The 24,473-nt window shown below is 65.3% G+C and carries 23 protein-coding genes and 1 pseudogene; 7 read left to right on the plus strand and 17 right to left on the minus strand.

The annotated features are described in order from the left end of the window. Positions 1–94 precede the first annotated feature (94 nt). Complete coding sequence (locus tag C7449_RS16970) at positions 95–1,105, plus strand: polysaccharide deacetylase family protein (RefSeq protein ID WP_108004088.1); 1,011 nt, start codon at positions 95–97, stop codon at positions 1,103–1,105. Between the two features lie 103 nt (positions 1,106–1,208). On the opposite strand, the gene sbmA is transcribed toward C7449_RS16970, so the two are convergent. The 11 genes from sbmA to glpK form a co-directional block, all read right to left on the minus strand. Then, positions 1,209–2,465, minus strand: a complete 1,257-nt coding sequence (gene sbmA, locus C7449_RS16975) for a peptide antibiotic transporter SbmA (RefSeq protein WP_108004089.1) — start codon at positions 2,463–2,465, stop codon at positions 1,209–1,211. Between the two features lie 95 nt (positions 2,466–2,560). Beyond that, positions 2,561–3,751, minus strand: coding sequence for a YbfB/YjiJ family MFS transporter (locus tag C7449_RS16980; protein ID WP_108004090.1), 1,191 nt, complete (start codon positions 3,749–3,751; stop codon positions 2,561–2,563). A gap of 287 nt (positions 3,752–4,038) precedes the next feature. Further along, positions 4,039–4,788 (minus strand): type I methionyl aminopeptidase, encoded by a 750-nt coding sequence (gene map / locus C7449_RS16985; RefSeq protein ID WP_108004091.1) that lies wholly within the window; start codon positions 4,786–4,788, stop codon positions 4,039–4,041. A gap of 54 nt (positions 4,789–4,842) precedes the next feature. Then, the gene (locus C7449_RS16990; RefSeq protein ID WP_108004092.1) at positions 4,843–5,898 is read right to left on the minus strand and encodes an LLM class flavin-dependent oxidoreductase; all 1,056 of its coding nucleotides are present in this window, start codon (positions 5,896–5,898) and stop codon (positions 4,843–4,845) included. Positions 5,899–6,101: 203 nt separating this feature from the next. Next, positions 6,102–6,521: a type II toxin-antitoxin system VapC family toxin gene (locus C7449_RS16995; RefSeq protein WP_108004093.1), complete on the minus strand. Its 420-nt coding sequence runs from the start codon at positions 6,519–6,521 to the stop codon at positions 6,102–6,104. A gap of 19 nt (positions 6,522–6,540) precedes the next feature. After that, complete coding sequence (locus C7449_RS17000) at positions 6,541–6,771, minus strand: type II toxin-antitoxin system Phd/YefM family antitoxin (protein ID WP_108004094.1); 231 nt, start codon at positions 6,769–6,771, stop codon at positions 6,541–6,543. Positions 6,772–6,833: 62 nt separating this feature from the next. Then, positions 6,834–7,319, minus strand: coding sequence for an SRPBCC family protein (locus C7449_RS17005; RefSeq protein WP_108004095.1), 486 nt, complete (start codon positions 7,317–7,319; stop codon positions 6,834–6,836). A 94-nt stretch (positions 7,320–7,413) separates the two neighbouring features. Beyond that, positions 7,414–8,670: an RNA polymerase sigma factor gene (locus tag C7449_RS17010; protein ID WP_108004096.1), complete on the minus strand. Its 1,257-nt coding sequence runs from the start codon at positions 8,668–8,670 to the stop codon at positions 7,414–7,416. Further along, on the minus strand, positions 8,667–9,047 hold the full coding sequence (locus C7449_RS17015; RefSeq protein WP_108004097.1) for a YciI family protein: 381 nt from the start codon (positions 9,045–9,047) through the stop codon (positions 8,667–8,669). Before C7449_RS17015 ends, C7449_RS17010 begins: the two co-directional genes overlap by 4 nt. 95 nt (positions 9,048–9,142) lie before the next feature. Further along, positions 9,143–9,361, minus strand: coding sequence for a hypothetical protein (locus tag C7449_RS22150; RefSeq protein ID WP_245414427.1), 219 nt, complete (start codon positions 9,359–9,361; stop codon positions 9,143–9,145). Positions 9,362–9,717: 356 nt separating this feature from the next. Then, positions 9,718–11,211, minus strand: a complete 1,494-nt coding sequence (gene glpK, locus C7449_RS17025) for a glycerol kinase GlpK (RefSeq protein ID WP_108004099.1) — start codon at positions 11,209–11,211, stop codon at positions 9,718–9,720. A gap of 223 nt (positions 11,212–11,434) precedes the next feature. Between glpK and C7449_RS17030 the strand changes: the two genes are divergently transcribed. Then, positions 11,435–12,208, plus strand: a complete 774-nt coding sequence (locus C7449_RS17030; RefSeq protein WP_108004100.1) for a 3-hydroxybutyrate dehydrogenase — start codon at positions 11,435–11,437, stop codon at positions 12,206–12,208. Positions 12,209–12,352: 144 nt separating this feature from the next. Here the strand turns inward: C7449_RS17030 and C7449_RS17035 are convergent, their stop codons facing one another. Further along, the gene (locus tag C7449_RS17035; protein ID WP_245414428.1) at positions 12,353–12,553 is read right to left on the minus strand and encodes a hypothetical protein; all 201 of its coding nucleotides are present in this window, start codon (positions 12,551–12,553) and stop codon (positions 12,353–12,355) included. A gap of 103 nt (positions 12,554–12,656) precedes the next feature. Here C7449_RS17035 and C7449_RS17040 point away from each other — a divergent pair, with 103 nt between their 5' ends. From C7449_RS17040 to guaD, 3 genes are all read left to right on the plus strand, one after another. After that, positions 12,657–13,553: a LysR substrate-binding domain-containing protein gene (locus C7449_RS17040; protein ID WP_108004101.1), complete on the plus strand. Its 897-nt coding sequence runs from the start codon at positions 12,657–12,659 to the stop codon at positions 13,551–13,553. A 91-nt stretch (positions 13,554–13,644) separates the two neighbouring features. Next, positions 13,645–14,889 (plus strand): urate hydroxylase PuuD, encoded by a 1,245-nt coding sequence (gene puuD, locus C7449_RS17045; RefSeq protein ID WP_108004102.1) that lies wholly within the window; start codon positions 13,645–13,647, stop codon positions 14,887–14,889. Then, complete coding sequence (gene guaD, locus C7449_RS17050) at positions 14,886–16,193, plus strand: guanine deaminase (protein ID WP_108004103.1); 1,308 nt, start codon at positions 14,886–14,888, stop codon at positions 16,191–16,193. Before puuD ends, guaD begins: the two co-directional genes overlap by 4 nt. 118 nt (positions 16,194–16,311) lie before the next feature. On the opposite strand, the gene C7449_RS17055 is transcribed toward guaD, so the two are convergent. The 3 genes and pseudogenes from C7449_RS17055 to puuE all read right to left on the minus strand — a co-directional run bounded on the left by C7449_RS17055 (position 16,312) and on the right by puuE (position 18,245). After that, positions 16,312–16,836 (minus strand): ureidoglycolate lyase, encoded by a 525-nt coding sequence (locus C7449_RS17055; protein ID WP_108004242.1) that lies wholly within the window; start codon positions 16,834–16,836, stop codon positions 16,312–16,314. After that, a pseudogene (uraD, locus tag C7449_RS21965) lies at positions 16,831–17,319 on the minus strand (2-oxo-4-hydroxy-4-carboxy-5-ureidoimidazoline decarboxylase); the annotation flags it as partial. The pseudogene uraD and the gene C7449_RS17055, both read right to left, overlap by 6 nt. Further along, positions 17,316–18,245: an allantoinase PuuE gene (gene puuE / locus C7449_RS17060; RefSeq protein ID WP_108004104.1), complete on the minus strand. Its 930-nt coding sequence runs from the start codon at positions 18,243–18,245 to the stop codon at positions 17,316–17,318. The gene puuE and the pseudogene uraD, both read right to left, overlap by 4 nt. A gap of 163 nt (positions 18,246–18,408) precedes the next feature. Here puuE and C7449_RS17065 point away from each other — a divergent pair, with 163 nt between their 5' ends. Then, positions 18,409–18,783 (plus strand): PRC-barrel domain-containing protein, encoded by a 375-nt coding sequence (locus C7449_RS17065; protein WP_108004105.1) that lies wholly within the window; start codon positions 18,409–18,411, stop codon positions 18,781–18,783. Here C7449_RS17065 and C7449_RS17070 read toward each other — a convergent pair. After that, positions 18,771–19,973 (minus strand): NAD(P)/FAD-dependent oxidoreductase, encoded by a 1,203-nt coding sequence (locus tag C7449_RS17070; RefSeq protein ID WP_108004106.1) that lies wholly within the window; start codon positions 19,971–19,973, stop codon positions 18,771–18,773. The two genes, C7449_RS17065 and C7449_RS17070, sit on opposite strands and share 13 nt — an antisense overlap. On the opposite strand from C7449_RS17070, the gene mnmD reads away from it, so the two are divergent. After that, entirely contained in the window at positions 19,972–20,697 is a 726-nt protein-coding gene (mnmD, locus tag C7449_RS17075; RefSeq protein ID WP_108004107.1) for a tRNA (5-methylaminomethyl-2-thiouridine)(34)-methyltransferase MnmD, read from the plus strand. The genes C7449_RS17070 and mnmD overlap by 2 nt on opposite strands. A gap of 51 nt (positions 20,698–20,748) precedes the next feature. Here mnmD and C7449_RS17080 read toward each other — a convergent pair whose 3' ends face one another. Beyond that, on the minus strand, positions 20,749–24,420 hold the full coding sequence (locus C7449_RS17080) for a PAS domain-containing hybrid sensor histidine kinase/response regulator (RefSeq protein WP_170115920.1): 3,672 nt from the start codon (positions 24,418–24,420) through the stop codon (positions 20,749–20,751). Positions 24,421–24,473: the final 53 nt, after the last annotated feature.

Here is a 24,473-nt window from a genome sequence, read left to right on the forward strand (position 1 = left end):
GGGATAGCGCTATCCCCAGCCAAGTTCCAGTGCGAACACGCCTTTGCCGCATTCGCCGGGGAAGAACCGCCCTTTGCAAATTGTCGCGGTACCCATGTTTCGATCAGGCCTTTCCTCCCTCCTCGCCCTCTCGCTCGCCAACTTCCCCGCTCTCGCCAACGAACCCTCGCCGGACGTTTCCAGGCCCGAGCAGCTCGTGATCGTGTCCTTCGATGGCGCCCACGACAACAGGCTATGGGAAAAGAGCCGCGCGCTGGCGAAGCGCACCGGCGCGCGCTTCACCTACTTTCTCTCCTGCACCTTCCTGATGACGGCGGAGAACCGCAAGGGCTACCAGGCGCCTCACGAAAAGCGCGGCAAGTCGAACATCGGTTTCGCCCCCGACAATGCCGACGTGATCGCCCGTCTCGACCACATCTGGCTCGCACGCGGCGAGGGTCACGACATCGGCAGCCACGCCTGCGGACATTTCGACGGCGCCAAATGGAGCGCCGAGGATTGGGCCCAGGAGTTCGACTTCTTCCGTAACACCCTGCGTGACGCCTGGCAGACTGCCGGCGTGCCCGAACGCGAGCCGGTCGAATGGCGGGACTTTGCCGACAGGGAGATCGCCGGTTTCCGGGCGCCCTATCTGTCGACCGGGCCCGACCTCGACAAGGCGCTGCGCGCCTTCGGCTTCCGCTACAATGCCAGCAAGGTTTCGAAGGGACCGGCGCTGCCGACCGACGTCGACGGCCTTACCCATTTCGCCCTGCCGCTTATCCCGGAAGGGCCATCGGCAAAGCCCGTGATCGGCATGGACTACAATCTTTTCGTCCGCCATTCCCGCGCCAGAGAGGACGCGGCAAACAGCGCGACTTACGAGGAACGCACGCTGGCAGCCTTCCGGGCTGCCTTCGAAAAGCAGTATTCCGGCGAGCGCATTCCGCTGCAGCTCGGCTTTCACTTCGTCGAGATGAACGGCGGAGCCTACTGGCGCGCCCTCGACCGCTTCCTCACCGAGGTCTGCGCCAAGCCTGACGTCGCCTGCGTCAGCCACCGCGACGCCATGGACCGGCTACCCGCCCAGGCCAAGGCGACCGAGGCCGCCTCCGAGATAAACTGAGCCTTCTCCTGTCCCGTCCCCTCCTCGGAGCGGACGTTCAGATTAAACGGCGAAGGCGGTTTCACCCTGTCGCACAGCGCAATCCGCCTTCACGTGCCCGGGACTAGCGGGCAAGCTCCTCCACACCGCCGGCGGCGATGAACTGCTCGTCGATGTCCGGCAACGGCTTCTCCTCGATCGCGGCCTCGAACGCCTTCAGGCGCTTCTGGATCGACTGGAGCTCGATGATCGTGGACCACTGGTTGACGAGATACTGGAACGAGTTGGACACCTGGCCAAAGGCGGTCAGGATCTGCTGCAGAAGGCCAAACGTGATCGTTCCGGCGACGAAGGTCGGGATCAGGAAGAAGTAGACGAAGATGGCGTCGGCCTGGCTGTAGAGCGCACTGATGCCGTTGAAGTACAGATAGTTGAAGTACATCCGGAAATAGTTGGCCCTGACATTGTCGTAGAGCTCGCGCAGCGTCTGGGGCTCGGCGCGGGCCATATTGTCCTCGCCGTAGACGAGCTCCTTGCGGTAGGCGGCCTCGACGCGCTGGTTGCGGAAGTACAGCCCCGGAAGCCTGATCCCCGCCACCATCAGCAGGGCCGTCCCGAACACGGACCAGAACAGCGCCAGCCAGAACAGCGCATGCGGTACCTCGCCGATAAAGGGCAGCCCCGGCACATATTGCGACAGCGAGAACAGCAGCGGCAGGAACGCAATCAGCGTCATCACCGAATCGATCAGGCTGATACCGAGCCCTTCGGTGATCTGAGCGAAGCGCATCGTGTCTTCCTGTACACGCTGCGAGGCGCCCTCGATGTGGCGCAGTTCGTTCCAGCGCGACGTGTAATACTCGTTCATCGCGGTCCGCCAGCGGAACACGTAGTGGCTGGCGAAGAAGCGGGTGATGACGACCGTGGTGACGCCGATGGCGCCGATCTCGGAGAACTTCAGCAGCAAATAGTAGAAGTCCCACGCCTCGATCCCGGCCTTGTGGTCGAGCGCCGACTGTACGAGATCCCAGAAGGGGCGCCGCCAATTGTTGACGGCAAGCGAGATCTGCACGCCGAAGTAGGTCAGGAAGATGATCAGCGCACTTCCCCAGACCGACCAGTTGAACCAGCGGTGAGCGCCGTCATAGAGCTTCCAGAACAGGCCGAACGAAAGCACGCATACCAGGAAGTACAGGTTGAACCACATCTGGTCGGCGGTCACGAAGTAGGCGCCCCCGACAGGAGGCTCGCCGGCCGCGCCAAATCCCAGGGAATCGCCGATACCCTTCGCGGCGAAATACCAGATCAGGACCGCGGCGATGACCCACAGCAGCGCGGAGAGGAAGAACTTTTTCGGCTGGGGAAAAAAGGAATGGAACAAGGCAGTCGTCTCACTTTGCGGGAACGGCAGGCGCGCTCCGGTTCGGCTGGAAACTAGAGCAGTTTACCCACCGCAACAATCGCCGGGGCGTTCCATTACCGAGATTTAATCGAGCTGCCACCGGTCGCGGGCAACGTGGACAGTGCCGCGAGCCCCAGGACGGCAGCCGCAAGCAGGCTCGGCAGCGCGTAGCCTCCGCTGCGGGTGGCGAGCCAGCCAGCCACCAGCGGTCCGACAATCTGGCCGGTCCCGAAGGCCGCGGTCATGATCGCGAAGGCGCGGCGCGGACTTTCCGGCGCCATCGCCCGACCAAGCTGCAGGCCGTAGGCGGTGATCACCATGAAGGTCGCGCCGAGCAGCACGCCACCGACCAGAACCGAGGCGGGAGACGGCAGTACCACGGTGGCGCCGACGCCAATGGCCTCCAGCACAAGCGCGGCGCGATAGCTTCCAAGCAGGCCCAGTCGCCGCTCGGGCCCCTTCCAGAAGGCAAGCGAGAGCGCCGCCGTCACGCCGGTCACGAACCACGTCAGCGCCTCGAGCCAGGGCGCGGCACCGCCCTCGCGCACGATCGCCACGATGAAGGTGGCGGTGACCACATAGCCGATCCCAAACAGGCCATAGCTCGCCGTGAGAGCGATGAACGGACGGGTCCAGGATAGGGGCGGCTCCGGTCGCCCCGAACCACCGGTTCCGCCACGCGGCAGCAGCAGGGCGACGGCCGCGAGCGCCAAACCGGCGAAAGCGGCAGCGACCAGCCAGTCCAGCCGCCATGCCGCAAGACCGGCCGTTTCGAACGGCGAAAGTCCCAGCACCAGCAGCGAGGACAGCGCGATGCCCGTGCCGACGCCGGAGAAATGAACGACCTGGACGCGCGCATCCCCCGCCGCGAGGCCATGGGAGAGCACGATGCCGGAGGTGAAGACGAGGCCGAAGGCGCTGGCGAGGCCCGCCAGGAAGCGGATGATGACGAAGGCGGGGACGGTGCTGGCAAGACCCATTGCCGCAAGCAGGATGGCATTCGCGCCGAGCGCCGCCAGCGCCAGCCGCCGCTCGCGCCCCGCCGCCCAGCCATAGGCTGCCAAAACGGCCCCGGCGAGGTAGCCGGCGAAGTTGCCGGCTGCGATCAGGCCGCCCTGGGCTGCGTCGAGACCGAGGTCCGCCATCATCGCCGGCAGCACGGGCGTATAGAAGAACCGGCCGAAGCCCATCACGGCGGCGAGCGTGATCGCCCCGGCGATCGCGACGGGAAGGGTGCGGCTGGCGGGCGGGTTCGAGTGCAGCATCAGGCCACGCTATTGCAATGCAGCACGAACCGGCAAACGACTAATGCTGATGAAACGCCGCTTTTTCTTGATCGATGGCGAAGGCACCGGGTGCCTGCAGCAGTTCCGGCAGAAGCGTTGCCAATTCCCATTGGGAATTGCACAAAAACAAAGCGTTAGAGCAGCTCCGTGAATCGAACCGGAAATGCGCTGGAGAAAATCGCGTCAATAGGATCAACACGTCGCTTTAAGCGCTTGTTATACAATAAATATCTCGAAACAGCCCTCGCGCTTCCGGAAGACAGGCATCAGCCCGGCAGGGTCAGGATCAGCGGCCCGTTCTTCGTGGCGACCACCGTGTGCTCGAATTGTACGGTCGGCGCCCGCGGATCGCTGTAGAGGGTCCAATCGTCGTCACCGTTTTCGGCCCACTGCGCGCCAAGCGACAAGAACGGCTCGACGGTGAAGACGAGACCGTCCGTCATCGTCCGCTTCTCGTGGCGATCGGGCCAGGTGGCGATTTCCGAGGGTTCCTCATGCAGCGAGCGGCCGACGCCGTGACTCGCCAGGTTGCTGACCAGCGTATAGCGGTGCTTCCTGGCAAAGGCGCCGATCGCGTTGCCGATCGCCGACAGCGGCCGGCCCGCCTTCACTTCCTTCAGCCCCACCCACATGGCGCGCTTGCCGTCACGGCAGAGCCGGTCGAGGTTCGGGGCCACGCGGCCGACGGCGAAGGAAGCGCCGGTATCGGCGAAGAACCCGTCCAGTTCGGCGGAGACGTCGATGTTGACGAGGTCACCCTCGGCGATGACGCGATCGCCCGGAATACCGTGGGCAACCTCCTCGTTGACGCTGATGCAGGTCGCGCCGGGAAACTCGTAGCAGGTTTCAGGAGCCGAGCGGGCGCCGGCCTCCTCCAGCATCCGCCGGCCGATCAGGTCGAGCTCCGCCGTCGTCATGCCGGGGCGGATGGAGGCGCCCATGTGCTGCAGGACATTGCCGCACAGGCGTCCAATCGCCTGCATGCCGCGCAGGTCATCATCGTTGTTCAGGGTCATGTCGTCTCGCTTTCGGCCGGTTCCTTAACATGGCCGCCGGCAAGCTCCAACTGTTCAGCCGGCGGTCTCGCCGGCCTGTTGTTCGGCCAGCGCCTTGCGCACCAGCGGCGCCACCTTCGTGCCGTAAAGCTCGATCCCGCGCATGATCTGGTCGTGCGGCATCAGCCCGATCGCCATCTGCAGCACGAAGCGGTCGTTGCGGAAGATCTTGTGGTGGGCGACGATCTTGTTCGCCACGGTCTCGGGATCCCCGAGGAACAGATGTCCCTCCGGCCCGGTCGCGAGATCGAACTGCGCCCGGCTGGTCGGCCCCCAGCCGCGCTCGGCGCCGATCCGGTTCATCACCGTCGACTGCGGCCCGTAGAACTGGTCGGCCGCCGCCTCGGACGTATCTGCGATAAAGCCGTGCACGTTGATGCTCGTCTTGAGCTTCGAGGCATCCTGCCTGGCCCGGCTCGCCGCCTCGCGATAAAGGTCGAACAGCGGCGCATAGCGGGCCGGCGTGCCGCCGATGATCGCCAGCGCCAGTGGCAGCCCGTAGGCGCCGGCGCGCGCCACCGACTGCGGCGTTCCGCCGACGGCAATCCAGATCGGCAGCTTTCCGTGCAACGGCCGCGGATAGACCCCGAGGCCGCGGATCGGCGGCCGCAACTGCCCGCTCCAGGTTACCTTCTCGCTCTCGTTGAGCGCCAGCAGCAGGTCGAGCTTCTCCTCGAACAGCTGGTCGTAATCATCGAGGTTGTAGCCGAACAGCGGAAAGGATTCGATGAAGGAGCCGCGGCCGGCCATGATCTCCGCCCGTCCGTGCGACAGCAGGTCGAGGGTCGAAAACTGCTGGAAGACGCGAACCGGGTCGTCGGAGGACAGCACCGTGACGGCGCTGGAAAGACGGATGTTCTTCGTCCGCGCCGCGGCGGCCGCGAGAATGACGGGCGGCGCCGAGGCCGCATAGTCCGGCCGGTGGTGTTCGCCGACCCCGAAGACGTCGAGCCCGACCTGATCGGCAAGCTCGATTTCCTCGATAAGCTGCTTCAATCGGCGCTCGCCCTCCTTGCCCCTGTCGGCGGCTGCGGGATCGACGTCGGCGAAGGTGTGAAGGCCAAGTTCCATGGGTGCGTTCCAGATTGTCTATTCCGCCTACAGATATGGGCGGCGAGCGGACCTGGAAAGGGCGGGAGTGGAAACAATGCGTTTTTGATCTCGCAACCGATACTGGGCAAACGCAGAATGCCCGAAGTCGAACCAAAACGTCGTCTACATGCAACACGCGCTGGCATCTGGAAGCAGGTTCCTGCCCCGCAGGATGGCGACCTTCAGTCTGTCCATGGATCAAGCAATTCGATATCCATCTCCCTGAAGTCACGCAGGTTTCGCGTCACCAGGACGAATTGGTGCACCGACGCCGTGGCGGCGATGAGACTGTCCCGAAAGGGTCGGGGATCGGGAACCTGGAAGCGGGCGCACTCGCTGGCCACCTGTGAATCCACAGGCATGATCCGTCCGTCGAATGCCGGAAGGACCGCAGTTCTGTACCAGTTGCGCAGCGCCTCGCCCTGCCTTTGATCGCGTCGTTCCATCTGCAGCATCCCCATCTCTAGTTCGAGCGTGGAGACGACGGTAAGGTACAGAAGCTCCGGTATAACCGACTCCGCCCAACGCAGAACGCCAGCATTCGCTCGGCCGGATGCTCTCTTTCGCAATTCCGAGACGACGTTGGTGTCCAATAGATACATCAGTCGAAGTCCGCCGGTCTTATCCCAGCGTCGCCGAGCTTGGGAGGCTCGAAGGCGATCTCCTCTCCCCCGGCATGTCCAGCAGATCGGCAATGCTCAACCGTCGGCTGGACAGCCGGTTGTAATCCTCGATCGACAACAGGACATGGGCCGGCCGGCCGCGATCCGTTATGAACACCGGCCCTTTCTCCGCTGCCTTCTTGGCCCGGCCGGTATCCTGGTTGAACTCGCGGCTCGACATCGTCGTCATCCCGCGCCCTCTATTTGTAGCAACATTCCTACAATGTCAGGCAGACTGCAATCCCGCGACCGTCACAGCTTCGAGGCCACCTCCTCCAATTGTTCGGCCACCTTCCCCCAACCCTCATGGAAGCCCATCTTCTCGTGCGCCTGGCAGTCCTCGACGTTCCAGTGGCGGGCGATGGCGGTGTAGCGGGTCCGGCCATCGCCGAGGTCGTCGAAGATGATCTCGGCGGAGAAGAAGGCCTTTTCGGTCGGCTTCCAGTCGGGACCAAACGCATCGGTGAAAATGATGCGCCTGTCCTTTTCGACCTTGAGCAGCATGCCGGTCGAATCCATGTGGAAATCGTTGGGTCCACGCATGACGGAGCGGAACTTGCCGCCGTCCCACGCTTCAATCTCGATCACCGGCGTCTCGTAGGGCTTCGGCGCAAACCACTGCGTCATGAGCTCCGGCGTCGTCCAGGCCTTGAAGAGCTGGGCGGGCGTGGCGTTCAGCACGCGGGTGAGCACGAGCTCGCGCTCGTCTGCGGGCCTGATCTCTGCGGAAGTATCCATGGTGCGTTCTCCTCGTGGGTGGCTGAATGGCTCATTTCGCGTCAAGGACGGACGGCGCGCCGCCAGCCCGACATCGGTCAGAAAAATCCTTTGGCTATCCGGCATCCGCCGCCATGTCCCGCGCCAGGCTGTCGAGATGCTGGCGGATGTGGGCGGCTTCGGCCGGCGATGTGGCAAGCGTGATCGCCCGCTCGAAGGCGGTATGGGCCTCGCGCGCCCGGCCAAGCTGCTTCAGCAAACCGCCCTTCAGGCCGTGGAAATAGAAATAGCCGGATAGGCGCTCGGCGAGCGGCTCGATCAGCGCCAGCGCTGCCTCCGGTCCCTGCAGCCGCGACACCGCCACGGCCCGGTTCAGCGTCACAACCGGCGACGGCTGCAGCCGCTCGAGCGACTGGTAGAGCAGGTCGATTTCGGCCCAGTCCGTTTCCTCGGCCTGTGGGGCGCGGGCATGGAGCGCCGCGATTGCCGCCTGGATCTGGTAGGGACCCGGAGCACGATGGCGGAGCGCCTTGTCGATCAGCGCCAGCGCCTCGCGGATCATCCGCTGGTCCCACAGGCTGCGGTCCTGGTCCTCCAGCAGCACGATCTGGCCATCGGCATCGAACCGCGCCTGCAGGCGGGAATGCTGCAGCAGAAGCAGCGCGGTCAGGCCCATGATCTCCGGCTCGGAGGGGAAGAGCCGCAGCAGCAGCCGCGCCAGCCGGATCGCCTCGGCGCAGAACGGCGCCTCCGCCCGCTGCGGCTCGCCCGCCGAATAGCCCTCGTTGAAGACGAGATAGATCATCGCGGCGACGACGCCGAGCCGTTCGGCGCGCGAGACGGCGTCCGGCGTCTCAAACGGCAGGCCGGCGGCGGCGATCTTCGCCTTTGCCCGGGTGATGCGCTGCTCCATCGCCGCCTCCGAGACGAGGAAGGCGCGGCCGATCTGGCGCACCGAGAGGCCGGAGACGATCCTGAGCGCCAGGGCGATCTGCTGTGTCGCCGGCAGGTCCGGATGGCAGCACACGAACATCAGCCGCAGGATGTCGTCGCGATAGTGCGAGCCGTCCAGCCGCTCGGCGAGATCGCCTTCGACGTCGTCGAGGTCCGAAAGCATCTCCTCGGGCGGCAGCGGCTGCTGCCTGGCGCGCTTGCGCAGGTGGTCGATGCCGCTGTTGCGGCCGACGAAGATCAGCCAGGCGACGGCATCGCGCGGCGGCCCCTTGTCGGGCCAGGTCTTTACCGCCCGCAGGCAGGCCTCCTGGAACGCCTCCTCGGCCAGATCGAGGTCGCGGAAGTAGCGAAGCAGCGCCCCCATCGCCTGCGGGCGGGCTGAACTCAGGGCCAGATCAATCCAGGCAAGTTCGCTCACATCGGCTCCAATGGTCCACCGGGTTTGAAGACACGCAGCGGCCGGATCTCGTAGGCTCCGACGCCCGGGTTCGCGACGGCGAGTTCCTTGGCGAACACGATCGCCTCGTCGAGCGTCTCAATGTCGATGAGGAAGAAGCCGAGGAACTGCTCCTTCGTCTCGGCGAAGGGACCGTCGATCACCAGGCTGTCGCCGGCCGCCTTGCGCAGCGTCGTCGCCGCCGTCGTCGGCATCAGCCGCGCCACCGGGCCGAGCTTGCCGGCGGCGGCATATTTCTTCTCGACCGCCGCGAGATCGGACATCACCTTGTCCTCCTCCTCACGGCTCCAGGCGGCGACGGCTTCCTCGGAATTGTAGCAAAGCACGGCATAAAGCATCGGTCACTCCTGTCTATGGAAAGACGTAGGAGTAGCGCCGATGCCGACGGGGTGCACCGGATTATTTTCAATTCTTGAGAGAAGGCACTGCGGGATCAGATCTTGAACACGTCGTCCTGCCAGAAAACGATGACATAGCCGCCATCGAGCTCCGCCTCATCGGCCCACGCCCGCAATTGCGTGTGGTACGGCTCGCTCCGCCAGATGTCTGGATGATCAGGATCGACAAGCACCGTGATCTGAGGCCCCTGCCGGTAGATCATCATGTGCGAGCGGGACGGCTCCCAACCTTCCCCGAGCCCTTCATCCGTCATCCAGAGACAGAGAAAATCCCGGCAGACCGACGGCCGATCCGCATAGATCGAACAGCCTTTGCCCTCGATACAATGCCGGCACCAGGCATTCGCCGGTTTATCGAAGAAATCGATATCGGGTAGCCGGCAACAGAGCGTGCAGGTTCCGCAGGATCGGCCGGCAGCAAGGGTCGGGGACGGGAGCATGGTCGACGCATAGCATTTGGAAGCGAGGTCAAGAAGAGCCGCCGGTGCGGTCCGTCAGGCCACGTTCACTTCTGCTCAGGCAAACGTGCACCAATCGGTCGACATCTGCTGTCTGCTTCAACTGCTGAATTGCTGATCAGTCTTCCTGAGGCAGGGGGTAACTTCGCCCCCTACCCTCCGCTCAGCGTCCGCCGCACTGCGTCCTTCCAGCCCGCGACCTTCGCGGCCCGGGTTGTCTGGTCCATCTGCGGCTCGAAGCGCCGGTCGCGGGCCCAGGAGCCGGCGATGCCCGCCCTGTCCGGCCAGACGCCGGCGCGGTGACCGGCGAGCCAGGCAGCCCCCAGCGCCGTCGTCTCAAGGATGGTCGGCCGGTCGACGGGGGCATCGAGAATGTCGGCAAGGCGCTGCATCGTCCAGTCCGAGACGACCATGCCGCCGTCGACCCGGAGCACCGTTTCGCTGGTGCCGTTCGTCCAGTCGCCGCGCATAGCGTCGAGCAGGTCGCGGGTCTGGTAGCAGACGGCCTCAAGCGCGGCGCGGGCGAACTCGGCCGGTCCCGTGCCGCGGGTCATTCCGTAGATCGCCGCCCGCGCGTCCGGATCCCAGTGCGGGGCGCCGAGCCCGGTGAAGGCCGGCACCAGATAGACCTGCTGGTTCGGGTCAGCCTTGGCTGCGAGCTCGCTCGCCTCGCTGGCGGCACCGATGATCTTCAGCCCGTCGCGCAGCCACTGCACGGCCGCCCCGGCGATGAAGATCGAGCCCTCGAGCGCATAGGTCGTCTTGCCGTCCAGCCGGTAGGCAATCGTCGTCAGCAGCCGGTTGTTCGAGCGCACCATGTCCGCGCCGGTGTTCAAAAGCGCAAAGCAACCAGTACCATAGGTCGATTTCATCATTCCGGGGTCGAAGCAGGCCTGGCCAATGGTCGCCGCCTGTTGGTCGCCGGCGACGCCGAGGATCGGCACTTCTGCGCCGAGATGTTCCCTTTCAGTCATGCCAAAATCGGCTGCGCAATCGAGCACCTCCGGCAGCATCGCCCGCGGCACGTCGAGGATTTCGAGCAGTTCGTCGTCCCAGGCGTTGCGGGCGATGTCGAACAGCAGGGTGCGGCTGGCATTGGTCGCGTCGGTCTTGAACGACCGGCCGCCGGTCAGCCGCCAGATCAGGAAGGTATCGACGGTGCCGAAGCACAGTTCGCCGCGCGCCGCCCGCGCCCGTGCGCCCTCCACGTTATCGAGGAGCCAGGCGAGCTTGGTGCCGGAGAAATACGGGTCAAGCAGGAGACCGGTCTTCACCGTGAAAGTCTCTTCAAGACCGCGGCTCTTCAACTCGTCGCACCGGCTCGCCGTGCGCCGGTCCTGCCAGACGATGGCGTTGTGGATCGGCCGGCCGGTTTCCCGTTCCCAGACGACGACGGTCTCGCGCTGGTTGGTGATACCGATGCCGGCGAGCTCGGACGCTGCGATACCGGCATTCTCGAGCGCGACGCGGGCGGACCAGATCACGCTTTCCCAGATATCTTCGGGATTGTGCTCGACCCAGCCCGAGCGCGGAAACAGCTGCGGAAACTCGCGCTGGCCGACGCCCACCACCCGCTGCCCGCTATCGAAGACGATCGCACGGCTCGACGTCGTGCCCTGATCGATGGCGAGAATGTAGCCGCCCATAAGACCCTCCCAGCTTCGCCGGGGCGCTCCCCTGCCCCTTCGGAATCTTCAATACGCCATAAAAACGAATGTCAAAAGAAAATAAACCGCAAATCGCGGCCGCGCCGCGCCAGAGGCGCGATGCTGAAAACCCAATTGCCACCGGCCGAGCTTTCCGCTTAGGCTGCCACCACGCGACCCGGGTGGCCGGCACGCACCGCCGGATCGGAATGGGAGAACTGACATGAAGACAGCCGTCGTCACCGGCTCCACCAGCGGCATCGGCCTGGCCATTGCCACGGCGTTCGCCGGCAGCGGTGCCAACGTCGTCATCAACGGCCTCGGCAACCTCACCGAAGTGGAGGAAATCCGCAGGCACCTGGAGGAACTCGGCGGCGGCAGGGTGATCTACCACCCCGCCGACATGAGCCGGCCGGCCGAGATCGCCGACATGATCGCCACCGCGGCCGCCGAGTTCGGCGGCGTCGACATTCTCGTCAACAATGCCGGCATTCAGCACGTCGAGAAGATCGAGGATTTCCCGGTCGAGAAATGGGACCAGATCATCGCGATCAATCTCTCTAGTTCGTTCCACACGATCCGCGCCGTCATCCCCGGCATGAAGGCCAAGGGCTGGGGGCGCATCATCAACATCGCTTCGGCGCACGGTCTCGTCGCCTCCCCCTTCAAATCAGCCTATGTCGCGGCGAAGCATGGCATCATGGGACTTACCAAGGCGGTGGCGCTGGAGGTGGCCGAGAGCGGCATTACCGTGAACGCCATCTGCCCCGGCTATGTGCTGACGCCGCTGGTGGAAAAGCAGATCCCCGACACGGCGCGCGCCCGCGGCATCAGCGAGGCGCAGGTGAAATCGGACGTGATGCTGAAGTTCCAGCCCACCAGGGAATTCGTCGCCGTGGAGGAAATCGCCGCCGCAGCGCAGTATCTGGCCAGCGATGCGGCGCGCTCGATCACCGGCACCCACATTTCCATCGATGGCGGCTGGACGGCGCAGTAGAGGGAAGAAGCGAGGCAACCGTCGGACGGCCAACATTGCTACACTAGATCCTGTCGGTGGCGGCGCAATGACCGAGTTGGCTGACCCTTACCCCGGAAGGTGCGGCGGCTCCTGACGTAAAAAACGAGAGCCGCGGCGCTCACCTCAGTAGTCCCGCCCGCAATAGCTGGAACGGCCGTCGAGAAATCCCAGGTCGCGCTTCAGGTGATCGGGCAATGCGTCGACGTCGAGCGGCGCCGCCCGTTGCCGCAGTGCCGGCAGCAGCGCGTCGACGATCGTGCGCACCAACCGATCGAACGGCCTGGCGGCGGTCCGGCGCTCGTAGTCCATGTCCTGGCAAGCCATAATGACACCTCATGGCGGATCGTTGAATCTGCTTGCAGCTTGCCGCCCGGAGTGCTGCAATTCCAATCGAACCTCCGGCTGCATGCATCAAGAGAGCTTATCCATGAAACTGGCGCGCCAATTCCCGCTCAACGCCATGCGCGTCTTCGACGCCGCCGCCCGACACGGCAGCTTCACCCGCGCCGGCGAGGACCTCGGCATGACGCAGACGGCCGTCAGCTACCAGATCAAGCTGCTGGAGGATCTGCTCGGCGAGCCGCTGTTCCTGCGCCGTCCGCGCCAGATCGTGCTGACGGAAACCGGTCAACGCCTCGCGCCGAAGGTCGCCGAGGCGTTCGCCATCCTCGGCGATGCCTTCGCCTCAGTGCTCGAGGATACCGAAGGCACGCTGGTGATCAGTTCGACCTACACCTTTTCCTCGAAATGGCTGGCGCCGCATCTGGGCTCCTTCCACCTGCAGAACCCGACGGTCGCCGTCCGCCTTCTAACCGAGCAGCATCTGGTCGACTTTTCCCGCGAAGCCGTAGATGTCGCGCTCCGCTATGGCGACGGCAACTGGCCGGGGCTCGCCAGGCACCGGATGATGGAACTGACCTTCACGCCGATGCTCAGCCCCAAACTTGCCGAAAGCGTCGGCGGCATCCACGAGCCGGAGGACCTGCTGAAGCTGCCGATCTTCGATCCCACCGATCCCTGGTGGGGCCAGTGGTTCGCCGAAGCCGGTGTTCCCGGTGTCGATCTCGGCGATCGGCCCCACACCTATCTGGGGACGCAGACGCTGGAGGCTGACACGGTCATGGCCGGCCACGGCGTGGCGATGCTGAACCCGGAATTCTATGCCACCGACATCGCGCTCGGCCGCCTCTATCGACCGTTCGACATCGCCTGCAGCGACGGCAAGGCCTACTGGCTCGTCTATCCGGAGAGCCGGCGCAACGTTCCGAAGATCAAGCTGTTTCGCAACTGGCTGCGGTCCGAAGTTCCGACCTACGTCGATTGACGTGACAACGGTGGAACCCGCAACTGTTCCCCTTCCCTCGCCTCGGATTTTTTCGCACAGTGCCCGCAACGAGCATTGAGAGGGGCAACGCATGTATGAATACGCCATCGCCTGGGAGTGGATCGCCTTTGCCGTCCGCTGGCTGCACGTGGTCACGGCGATCGCCTGGATCGGTTCGTCCTTCTACTTCATCGCCCTCGATCTCGGCCTCGTGCAGCGCCCCCACCTCCCCGTCGGCGCCTACGGCGAGGAATGGCAGGTTCACGGCGGCGGTTTCTACCACATCCAGAAGTACCTGGTGGCGCCGGCCACCATGCCGGAGCATCTGACCTGGTTCAAATGGGAAAGCTACGTCACCTGGCTTTCCGGCTTCGCCATGCTCTGTCTGGTCTATTACGGCGGCGCCGAACTGTTCCTGATCGATCGCCACGTGCTCGACGTGTCCGCACCGGTGGCCATCGCCATCTCGCTTGCCTCGCTGGCCTTCGGCTGGATTGTCTACGACCTGCTCTGCAAGTCGCCGCTCGGCAAGAACACCTGGGGGCTGATGGTCCTGCTCTACATCCTGCTGGTCGCAATGGCCTGGGGCTACACGCAGGTCTTCACCGGCCGCGCCGCCTTCCTGCATCTCGGCGCGTTCACCGCCACCATCATGTCGGCCAACGTCTTCTTCATCATCATCCCGAACCAGAAGATCGTCGTTGCCGACCTGATCGCCGGCCGCACGCCCGACCCGAAATACGGCGTCATCGCCAAGCAGCGCTCGCTGCACAACAACTACCTGACGCTGCCCGTCATCTTCTTCATGCTGTCGAACCACTATCCGCTCGCCTTTGCCACGGCCTTCAACTGGATCATCGCGGCGCTGGTCTTCCTGATGGGCGTCACCATCCGGCACTGGTTCAACACCACCCACGCCCGAAAAGGTCGGCCGACCTGGACCTGGCTTGCCACGGCGCTGCTCTTCATCGTCATCATCTGGCTGTCGACGGTGCCGAAAGTCCTCACCGGCGAGACGGCCCAGGCCGCCGCCCCCGCCCCGGTTTTCGAGAAGTTCGCGTCCGATGCCCATTTCCCCGCCGCCCGCGACGTGGTCGCCAGCCGCTGCAGCATGTGCCATGCGGCAGAGCCCGCCTGGGAGGGCTTGCAGGCCGCGCCCAAAGGCGTGATCCTCGACAGCGATGCGGCGATCGCCACCATGGCACGCGAAATCTATTTGCAGGCCGGCCGCAGCCATGCCATGCCCCCCGGCAACCTCACCGGCGTGACGCCGGAGGAACGCCAGTTGTTGACCGCCTGGTACGAGAGCGCGGTCTCCGGAGAACAGACACGATGACGGCCACTCTGCTGCGCGGGCGCCTGCTCAGCTTCGTTCGCAGGCCCGAAGGCATCGACGACACCGGCAGCTATCGCTACGAAAGCGACGGCGGCCTGCTGATCGAGGACGGCAAGATCGCCGCCATCGGCGATTATGCCGAGGTCCGGCGCAACGCCCCCGCCGACGCCGAGGAGATCGACCATCGGCCACACCTGATCCTGCCGGGTTTCATCGACACGCACGTGCATTTCCCGCAGATGCAGGTGATCGGCGCCTATGCCGCCAACCTGCTGGAATGGCTGCACACCTACACCTTTCCGGAGGAGTGCCGCTTCGTCGAGCCGCCGCATGCCGCCCGCATCGCCCGCCATTTCTACGACGAGATGATCCGCCACGGCACGACCACGGCGGCGGCCTACTGCTCCGTGCACAAGGCCTCGGCCGACGCCTATTTCGCCGAGGCGCTGCGGCGGAACATGTGCATGATCGGCGGCAAGGTGATGATGGACCGCAACGCGCCACAAGGGCTGCTCGATACGCCTGAGATGGGGTACGGCGAGACCCGCGCTGTGATCGAGGAATGGCACGGCAGGGGCCGCAACCATGTCGCCATCACCCCGCGCTTCGCCATCACCTCGACGCCGGCGCAGATGGAGGCGACGGCGCTGCTGGCGCGTGAATTTCCCGACCTCCACATCCAGACCCACCTGTCGGAGAACGACGAGGAGATCCGCTACACCGCCGAACTCTATCCCGACGCGATCGACTACACCGACGTCTATGCTCGCTATGGCCTGCTTGGCCCCAAGAGCCTGTTCGGCCACTGCATCCATCTCTCCGAGCGCGAGGCGGATGCGATGAGCGAGGCGGGCGCGGTCGCCGTGCACTGCCCGACCTCGAACCTTTTCCTCGGCTCCGGCCTGTTTCCGCTGAAATCGCTCGTGCGCCGCGACAAGCCGGTGCGCATCGGCATTGCCACCGATGTCGGCGGCGGCACAAGCTATTCGATGCTGAAGACGCTGGACGAGACCTACAAGATCCAGCAGTTGCTCGGCGAACGGCTGAACCCCTTCGAGAGCTTCTACCACATGACGCTCGGCAACGCCGAAGCGGTGTCGCTCGCCGACCGGATCGGCACGCTGGAGCCCGGCACCGACGCCGACCTCGTCGTACTCGACGCGGCTGTTACCCCGGCGATGGCGCTCAGGATGGAGATCGTCCGCTCGCTGGCCGACGAACTGTTCCTCCTGCAGACGCTCGGCGACGACCGTGCGGTACGCGAGACCTATGTCGCGGGTAAGGCGATGAAGGCCGGGCTTTGAGCGCGCGGCATCAGCAGTGAAAGCGGCATTGGAGGCGATCGCATCTGGCGGTTGCCCTGTGTCTGGAACTTGTAGACCCACCCTGCCTCCTGCCTTGGCCGGCGCAGACTTGTCGCCTTCATTCGGTCACGGCCGGCTGCTCGATGACGTACGGCCGATCGTAAAAATGCTCCTCGAGATTCTCGCTCGAAGTGCTTCTATCGACGACGATGAAGTCACTCGCGGCGCCGACGGCCATCAGCGGATGGTGCCAGACGTTGCGGCGATAGTTCACGCCCTGCCGGCCGGATGCAAGAAACACCTGCGGCCTCCCCGGCCGACCGCCTTCATCCTCGGCGACGATCACCAGCCAGGGCCGGTCGTCGATCGGCGAAAAGCTCTGGCTGCCGAGCGGATGACGCTCCATCATGTCGATGGCGTAGGGAAACGCACGCGGGCTGCCGCGGAAGAGATTGATGATGACGCGCGCGTCCTCGCCCGCCACCTCTACCTCGGCCAAGGCATGGTAGCGCTCGGTGGTGCCGCCATTGATGTAGCGCATCGTCGACGGGTCGGCTTCGATGACCGTGCCGAACGGGGCGAAGGCCTCCTTGGTGAGGGCCCGAACCGGGAGGGCGGCGCCAGTCGCCGCTTCTCCGGGCAGCAATGCTGCAAGCCGCAGATGCGCGATCTTCTCCACCTGCGCCTTTGCCGTTTCGAACTCCTGCTCGCGACTGTTGCCGACGCGCACCTCGAAGGCGGCAAGGATGTCGTCTTTCGTCAGCCCCTTCACCGCGATGATGAAGGGAAAGCCGAATTTTTCCACATAAGCCGTGTTGAGCGCAGTGAATCGGGCGTGCTCCACCGGGCTAAGCCGGTCGAGCCCGGCGCCGGCCTGTTCCTTGCGGCTGTCCTCGGTCAATTCGCCGGCGATCGCAAGCCGGCCGGCAAGGTCGGGATGGGCGCGCAGGACGCCAAGCTGTTCTTCCGGCGAGGCTGCCTGGAACTGGGCCGTCATGGCTGCATGGACGGCGGAAGCCGTCAGCGGCTCGATGATCGCGCCCGCGTCGAAAGCCCGCTCCGCAATCCAGGGCGAATGCTCGAAGACACCGCCGAATCGGATGATGAAATCGTCACGCGTCATCAAAACTCACCTGCCTTGGGTTTGTGGTGCTCATGCCAGTGGCGGGCGATGTCGATGCGCCGCGGCACCCAGACCTTTTCATGCGCCAGCACGTAGTCGACGAATCGGGCAAGCGACGCGATGCGCCCCGGGCGGCCGACGAGCCGGCAGTGGAGGCCGATATTCAGCATCTTGGGGCTGCCTTCGCTGCCTTCCTGATAGAGGACGTCGAACGCGTCCTTCAGGTAGGCGAAGAACTGGTCTCCGGAGTTGAAGCCCTGCGGGGTGGCGAAACGCATGTCGTTTGTTTCGAGCGTATAGGGGATGATCAGGAACGGCTCGTCCTTCAGCCCCGTCACCCAATAGGGCAGATCGTCGGCATAGGAATCGGAGGAATAGACGAAGCCGCCCTCCTCCATCACCAGCCGCAGCGTGTTGTCCGACGGCTTGCCCTGGTACATGCCGAGCGGATGCGATCCGGTCAGTTCGGTGTGGAGCCGCACGGCGTCGCGGATGTGCTGGCGCTCGACCTCTTCCGGCACGTCCTTGTATTCCAGCCAGCGGTAGCCGTGGCTGGCGATTTCCCAGCCGGCCTCCTTCATCGCTGCCACGGCTTCCAGGTTGCGCGCCATCGCAAGCGTCACGCCGTAGACGGTGACCGGCACGTTGCGGCCGGTGAACAGCCGCCAAAGCCGCCAGAAGCCGGCGCGCGAGCCGTATTCGTAGATCGATTCCATGTTGAGGTTGCGCTGCCCCGGCCAGGCCTGCGCGCCGACGATCTCCGACAGCAGGCATTCGGAAGCCGGGTCGCCGTCGAGCACGCAGCTTTCGCCGCCCTCTTCATAATTGACCACGAACTGCACGGCGATGCGCGCATCCCCCGGCCACAGCGGGTTCGGCGGCGTGCGGCCGTAGCCGACGAGATCGCGCGGATAGACTTCTCCGGACATGATTCACCCTTTGATGTTCGGCCGAACGGTAGCATCAGCCGCCGGAAAGTCGAGGCGGAATCCGGTTGCGTTTCCCCCTGCGGACCATGCCTTGGGCGAGGCTGGGGCGGAACAATGGTCGGCAACACACGTTCCGCTTCCGACAGCAGAAGGAGCAACCGCCATGATCTCACAGGATGCAAACATCCACGAAACCGACGCGCTCATCGCCAGCGACAAGGTCGAAGGCACCGCCGTCTACGGCATCGATGGCAAGCACATCGGCTCGGTCGAGCGGCTGATCCTGGACAAGCGAAGCGGTCAGGTTTCCTACGCCGTGCTCAGCTTCGGCGGCTTCCTCGGCATTGGCCACGACCATTATCCCTTGCCGTGGGGGAAGCTGAACTATGACGAGGGGCTTGGAGGCTACCGGATCGACGTGACCAGGGAACAGGTCGAAGCCGCCCCGCACTATGGGAGCGACGCCGAGTACGAGTGGAACCGCCGCAACGGCGAACTCATTCACGACTATTACGGGGTGCCACCCTACTGGATGTGATCCTGAGGCCTTTGGCGGCGCGCAGCCTCCAGATGCGCGTCGACGGTGAAGGATGGCGGCAGCTTGCAAGGGCTGCCGCTTTCCATTTCCGCGACCACGGCGCGGGCCAGTTCGTGCGCGATGCCGAAGCTGACCTTGAAGCCGCCGGTCATCAGGCTGACCGCGGGGAAGTCCGGGTGGCGGCCGGCCATCGGATCGCGCCCGACCGCCTTCGGACGCAATCCGGCCCAACGCTCGACCAGCGCGGCACGCTTGAGGACCGGCGCAAGCCGGCAGGCAGACGCGATCACCTCGTCGAGCCGGGCATCGGTCGAAACAGGATCGTCGAAGCTGTTCTCGCTGGTGCTGCCGACGGCACAGTATCCACCCTCATGCGGAACCACATAGATGCCGCGGTCGAAAAGCACCGGCAGAGTCGGGTCGATGTCGCCCCGGAACAGCGCCGCCTGTCCCTTTACGGCAGAACCGAGCGACCCTGGCAGCGACGGCTCAAGCGCGGCGAGCAGTTCGAAGCTGCTGGTCCCCGCGGCGACGATGACATGCCCGAACGCGATCTGCCCGCCATCGGCCAGGCCGGCGGTGCAGGCTTCGGGTTCGATGGCGACGACCTCGACGCCTTCAAGCAGCTGCACCCGCGGCGTGGCCTCCAGAGCGGCACGAAGTGCTTGCAGCAGACCTCGCGGCGAGACCCGGGCAGCGAGACTGTCGAACACGACACCCGCCGCTGCCGTCTCCGCCGCCGGCCAATCCGGAATGGTGGCGGCATCCTGCACCTGGTAATGGAAAGTCCTGCTATTCGTGTTCCAGGCGTCCATGGCGTCGCGGCTGTGCTGCAGGGCGCGCTCGCGGTGATGGGCGGCGGCCAGCGGGATCAGCCGCCCCGTTCGCCGGTACCCGGCGGACAGCCCTGTCGCCGCCTCGAGACCGGCGATCTCCGCCTCGAGCGAAACGAGCGCCTTGAGCTGGAACTGCTTCTTGGCGTTCCAGCGATCCGGCAGATGCGGCATCAGGGCGCCCAGCAGGCCGCCGCTGGCGCCGGCGCCGATCCCGCGCCGTTCCACGACGAGCACCGACAACCCGGCGCGGCCCGCCATCAGCGCCGCCCACAGGCCCATGACCCCGGCCCCGACGACCAGCACGTCCGGCGCCGGTTGACCGGCGGGCGTCGTGCGCTTATCGACTGGCGGCATGGCTGACGATGCTCCTGAAAACGCCTCCGCGGCGAGCGGCTTGACCCTCGACTGGCATGAGGGCGATATGCCCTACTCCCAGGCGTTTGGCGACCACTTTTATTGCCGTGCGGACGGTCGGCTGGAGTGCGGCCACGTGTTCCTCGGCGGCAACGGCCTGCCCGGACGCTGGACGCCGGGCGGCGATTTCGCCATTGGCGAGCTCGGCTTCGGCACCGGCCTGAACCTCTGTGAGACATGGCGCCAATGGCGCGCGGCGCGCCCCGCCGATAGCAGCCTGCATTTCGTCTCCTTCGAGCGCTTTCCGCTCTCGCGCGACGCAATCGACCGGGCGCTTGCGCACTGGCCCGAAATCGATGCGCAACGGCAGACGCTGACCGCGCATTGGCCAAAGGACGCGGCAAGCCGGGACACGATCACGCTCCGCCTCGACGAACAGACGCGACTGACCGTCGTCTGCGGCCCGGCGCTGGAACGGCTTACGACCAGCGGCCTTGTCTTTGACGCCTGGTACCTCGACGGCTTCGCGCCATCCCGCAATCCCGACATGTGGTCGGCCGAACTGATGGCGCAGGTATTCGCGCATACCCGGTCGGACGGCACCTTCGCCACTTACGCCGCCGCCGGCTTCGTCCGGCGCAACCTCGTCGCCGCCGGCTTCGCTGTGGAGCGCCGGCCCGGCTTTGCGGGAAAACGTGAAATGCTCTGCGGCCGCCGTCCCTAGCGCCGCCGGCAGCACGCAGCAGGCTCCGGGCACGCGCGTGCCTGGGGGCTGTCAGTGGAGCGTCGAACGCTCCGCGCCGTTACCGGCCAGGTTCAGCCAGCGCTGCACCGTTTCCTCAAGCCGGTCGATGCTGATCGGCTTGGCCAGGTAGTCGTCCATGTCGGAGGCCCGACAGGCCTCGCGATCGCCATCGAGCACATGCGCCGTGACCGCGACGATCGGCACGCGCTCCCCCGTCCCCTCCTCGAGGCTGCGGATGGCCCGGGCCGCCTCGTGGCCGTTCATCACCGGCATCGAAACGTCCATCAAAATCATCCGCGGCTTGCGCGTCCGGAAGAATTCGACCGCCTGCTCGCCATTGGCCACCAGCTCGAAACTGTAGCCGCCCCCTCCGAGCAACTGCCGGAAGAGGATCTGGTTGACCTCGTTGTCCTCCGCCACAAGCACGTCGACGGCCTGCATCGATGCGGCCGCCGCCTCAGGCTGCTTCCGTTTGAAAGGCCGTTTGCCGGCCACTCCGCCTTGACGTGCGGTCTGGATCACCTGGCAGACCGCGTCCCGCAGCAGCCCGGCGCGGATCGGCTTCGTCAGATGTGCGTCGATGTCGAGCGATTCGAGGCCGTTGTCCTGCGCCGGCGCTCCGAGCGCGGACACTGCGATCCGGGCGGTGCCCGGAAATTGCTCGCGGATCACCTCGATCAGATTGCGCCCGCCATCGTCACGCATGTTTCTGTCGACGATCGCCGCCTCGACGGTGATGTCGATGGCGGTGGCGGCGGTTAGCAGCGCCATCGCCTCCTCGGCGTTCGACACCGCCGTGGCGTCGAAGCCCCATTCCGTCAGCAACTCGCGCGCGACCGACCGCGTCTGCTCGTTGCGATCGACGACGAGCACTCGTGCGCCGCGGATATTGACCGGAACGGCCGTCTGCGACCGGCTCGCCTGCTCTATTTCCAACGGCAGCGTAACGGTGAAGATGGAGCCCTGCCCGGCCATGCTTTCGACCGTGAGGACACCGCCGAACAGCTTCGCAAGCCCGTCGGTGATCGCAAGCCCCAGTCCGGTGCCCTCGTGCCGGCGCGTCGACGAGGAATCGACCTGCGAGAACTTCTCGAACACGGACGCGAGCTTGTCCTGCGGGATGCCGACGCCGGTATCCTCGACCCGCAGGGTCAGGTCGAACCTTGCGTCCTGGACGTTATCCGCGCTCATGTCGATCCGGACGTAGCCGCTGTCGGTGAACTTCACGGCGTTGCCGACGAGATTGGTGACGATCTGCCGGAAGCGTCCCGCATCGCCGAGCACGACCGCCGGGACGTCGGCAGCAGCACGCACGATCAATTCGATGTCCTTTTCCGCCGCCTTAGACGCCAGCAGCGTGGCCACGTCCTCCACCGCATCGAGGAGATTGAAGGGGGCACGGCGCAGCGTCATCTGGCCGGCGTCGATCTTGGAGAAGTCGAGGATGTCGTTGATGAGGGTCAGCAACGCATTGCCGGACTTCACGATGATGTCGATGAAGGTCTTCTGGCGGGTGTCGAGGTTCGATTTCGCCAACAGTTCGGCCATGCCCAGAACGCCGTTCATCGGCGTGCGGATCTCGTGACTCATATTGGCCAGGAATTCCGATTTCGCCCGGTCGGCCGTCTCGGCGCGCTCCACCAGGCTGCGCAACTCGTCCTCGCGAGCCTTCAGCTCGCTGATGTCGGAAAACACCAGAACGGTCCGCCCGTGATCCGTCGGCCGCGCTTCCAGCTGCAGCCACGCATTGCTGGTGCGAAAGACGATCGAAGCCTGCTTGTCGCGCACGAGAAGGTTCAGGAAATCGCGCACCTCCACCCGTTGCTCCCCGACCAGCCCGAACACGCCCCGCCGGGTACAGTGGTCTGTCAGGTCTTCGACCGGAGCGCCCGGCCGCAGCAACTCGCATGGCACGTCGAGCATCCAGAGCAGGCGCTCGTTGGCAAGTTCGATGCGGTCCTGGTCGATGATCAGGAGCCCCTGGCTCATCGCCGCCATGGCGTCCTTGACGAGGCTGCCGACCTCCTCCAGGACGCTGCGCGTCTCCAGCACTTCGCGCTCGTGCTCGCGACGCTCGGTGATGTCGATGTACGTCAGAAGGCAGCGCCCGCCGGAAATGGCCTGGCCGGATTCGATCAGCGTCCGCCCACTGGCAAAGCTCAGCTCCCGGGTGGGAAGGCGACCCTCCCGAACCTGGTGAAGCCAGCTCTCGTCATCGGCGTCGGAGGCAGCCGCCTGCGGGCGGGCCGCTTCGCCGCGGGCACGCTTGAAGGCCAGCAATGCAGTCAGTTGCTGGCCTCGCAGGTTCGGCAACGCACCGTCCCAGAGGCTCTCGAACGCCGCGTTGACCAGTTCGATCGTGGCATTGCCGTCGACCACGACGATGCCGACCGGCAGCGACGCAACGATGCTCTCGAGATCCGACCGGATCGCCTCGGCCTGGCGGCGCGCCTCGATCAGCTGGCTCTCGCGGCGCTTGAGAAGCGTCGTGTCGGTGATCGAACCGATCAGGTAGTTGCGATTGTCCGCCGAGGTGACGCGATAGCTCCGCGAGATGGTCGGCACGGTGGTTCCGTCCGGCCGCAGGTAATCGATTTCCGCCTCGACAAGTTCGCCGGCATCGAGCACGCGCTGGTTTTTCGCATGGAACAGGGCGCCCTGTTTGGGGAACATCTCCTGCGGGGTCTTGCCGACGATTTCGGCTGCCGTGGTGCCGGCCAGGTCCAGGAAGGCGCGGTTGGCGAAGACGAGCCGCTGGTTCGCGTCGCGCACGTAGGTGGCGACCGGCAATTCGTCGAGCAGCGCACGATAGAGGCCGATCTCCTGGCCCTGCTGGCGCACCCGGCTCTCGTTTTCCTTCAGTGTGCTAGCGTCGGAGCACAGCACGACGAGCGAACCGTCCGGCCGTCGCTGTGTCACCATCCTCATCCAGCCGCCTGCGAGTGTGCGACTGAGTCGCTCGAACAGCGGCAACTCGTATTCGGCGAGCCGTTCCGCGACCCAGGCATCGCGCCCGGCAGCGTCGTCATCCGGCGCCTCGGCATCGTGCACAGCTTCGACAACCATGCGTATGTCGAGATCGCCGTCAGCGGCATCGCCGACGAGCGCCCGGTAGAATTCGCGCATGACGCGGTTGGCATGCATCAACAGCCCGGCCCGATCGAAGACGGCAACACCGGTGCCGATCGCGTCGAGCAGCTGCTCGGCCGCTGCGTCTGCCGCCGACTTGGAAGCACCGTCGGCGACGTTCGAAGCCAGCGCTAGTTCTGCCGTGCCGCCCCCGTCCGTATCCAGATCGCCCGGAGGTGCAACAGCGGCCTGGACGGGGACGCGTTCCGCCGGCGCCTCTTCCGCCGGCGCGAAGGTGCCGACGACGATCGAAAGGTCGGCGGAGACGTGCTCGCGACGCATGGTGATGACGAAGCTGGAACGGCTTTGCACGTGATGGTAGAGCGCTGTCTCGTCGCTGCCGAACACCAGGCAGCGGCGCTCGTGCTCGTGGCGATCCTCGTGGCCTTCGAGCTCGCCGATTTGCTCGCTGCCATGGCCGATGAAGTCCTGCTCGCTCCGGCCGAAGAGCGCGCAATAGGCGGCATTGACCGCGAGATATCGCATGCCGCTGCCCTTGACATAGGCCGGCAATCCCTGCGATCGGACCCGCTCGCAAGCGGCATACAGCAAATCGTCTCGACTCTCGGCCATGCCCGTCTTCCCGTCGAAGCGGGATCCTTTCGCTGCAATCGCTAGCATGCAGG

This window comes from Mycoplana dimorpha (assembly GCF_003046475.1).
Taxonomy (GTDB): domain Bacteria; phylum Pseudomonadota; class Alphaproteobacteria; order Rhizobiales; family Rhizobiaceae; genus Mycoplana; species Mycoplana dimorpha.

Bases quoted from the DNA above. Each gene is read 5' to 3' on its own strand.
- C7449_RS16970 (WP_108004088.1), top strand. From the start codon at position 95: ATGTTTCGATCAGGCCTTTCCTCCCTCCTCGCCCTCTCGCTCGCCAAC.
- C7449_RS16980 (WP_108004090.1), bottom strand. From the start codon at position 3,751: ATGCTGCACTCGAACCCGCCCGCCAGCCGCACCCTTCCCGTCGCGATC.
- map (WP_108004091.1), bottom strand. From the start codon at position 4,788: ATGACCCTGAACAACGATGATGACCTGCGCGGCATGCAGGCGATTGGA.
- C7449_RS16990 (WP_108004092.1), bottom strand. From the start codon at position 5,898: ATGGAACTTGGCCTTCACACCTTCGCCGACGTCGATCCCGCAGCCGCC.
- C7449_RS16995 (WP_108004093.1), bottom strand. From the start codon at position 6,521: ATGTATCTATTGGACACCAACGTCGTCTCGGAATTGCGAAAGAGAGCA.
- C7449_RS17000 (WP_108004094.1), bottom strand. From the start codon at position 6,771: ATGACGACGATGTCGAGCCGCGAGTTCAACCAGGATACCGGCCGGGCC.
- C7449_RS17005 (WP_108004095.1), bottom strand. From the start codon at position 7,319: ATGGATACTTCCGCAGAGATCAGGCCCGCAGACGAGCGCGAGCTCGTG.
- C7449_RS17015 (WP_108004097.1), bottom strand. From the start codon at position 9,047: ATGCTTTATGCCGTGCTTTGCTACAATTCCGAGGAAGCCGTCGCCGCC.
- C7449_RS22150 (WP_245414427.1), bottom strand. From the start codon at position 9,361: ATGACGGATGAAGGGCTCGGGGAAGGTTGGGAGCCGTCCCGCTCGCAC.
- glpK (WP_108004099.1), bottom strand. From the start codon at position 11,211: ATGGGCGGCTACATTCTCGCCATCGATCAGGGCACGACGTCGAGCCGT.
- C7449_RS17030 (WP_108004100.1), top strand. From the start codon at position 11,435: ATGAAGACAGCCGTCGTCACCGGCTCCACCAGCGGCATCGGCCTGGCC.
- C7449_RS17035 (WP_245414428.1), bottom strand. From the start codon at position 12,553: ATGGCTTGCCAGGACATGGACTACGAGCGCCGGACCGCCGCCAGGCCG.
- C7449_RS17040 (WP_108004101.1), top strand. From the start codon at position 12,657: ATGAAACTGGCGCGCCAATTCCCGCTCAACGCCATGCGCGTCTTCGAC.
- puuD (WP_108004102.1), top strand. From the start codon at position 13,645: ATGTATGAATACGCCATCGCCTGGGAGTGGATCGCCTTTGCCGTCCGC.
- guaD (WP_108004103.1), top strand. From the start codon at position 14,886: ATGACGGCCACTCTGCTGCGCGGGCGCCTGCTCAGCTTCGTTCGCAGG.
- puuE (WP_108004104.1), bottom strand. From the start codon at position 18,245: ATGTCCGGAGAAGTCTATCCGCGCGATCTCGTCGGCTACGGCCGCACG.
- C7449_RS17065 (WP_108004105.1), top strand. From the start codon at position 18,409: ATGATCTCACAGGATGCAAACATCCACGAAACCGACGCGCTCATCGCC.
- mnmD (WP_108004107.1), top strand. From the start codon at position 19,972: ATGGCTGACGATGCTCCTGAAAACGCCTCCGCGGCGAGCGGCTTGACC.
- C7449_RS17070 (WP_108004106.1), bottom strand. From the start codon at position 19,973: ATGCCGCCAGTCGATAAGCGCACGACGCCCGCCGGTCAACCGGCGCCG.
- C7449_RS17080 (WP_170115920.1), bottom strand. From the start codon at position 24,420: ATGGCCGAGAGTCGAGACGATTTGCTGTATGCCGCTTGCGAGCGGGTC.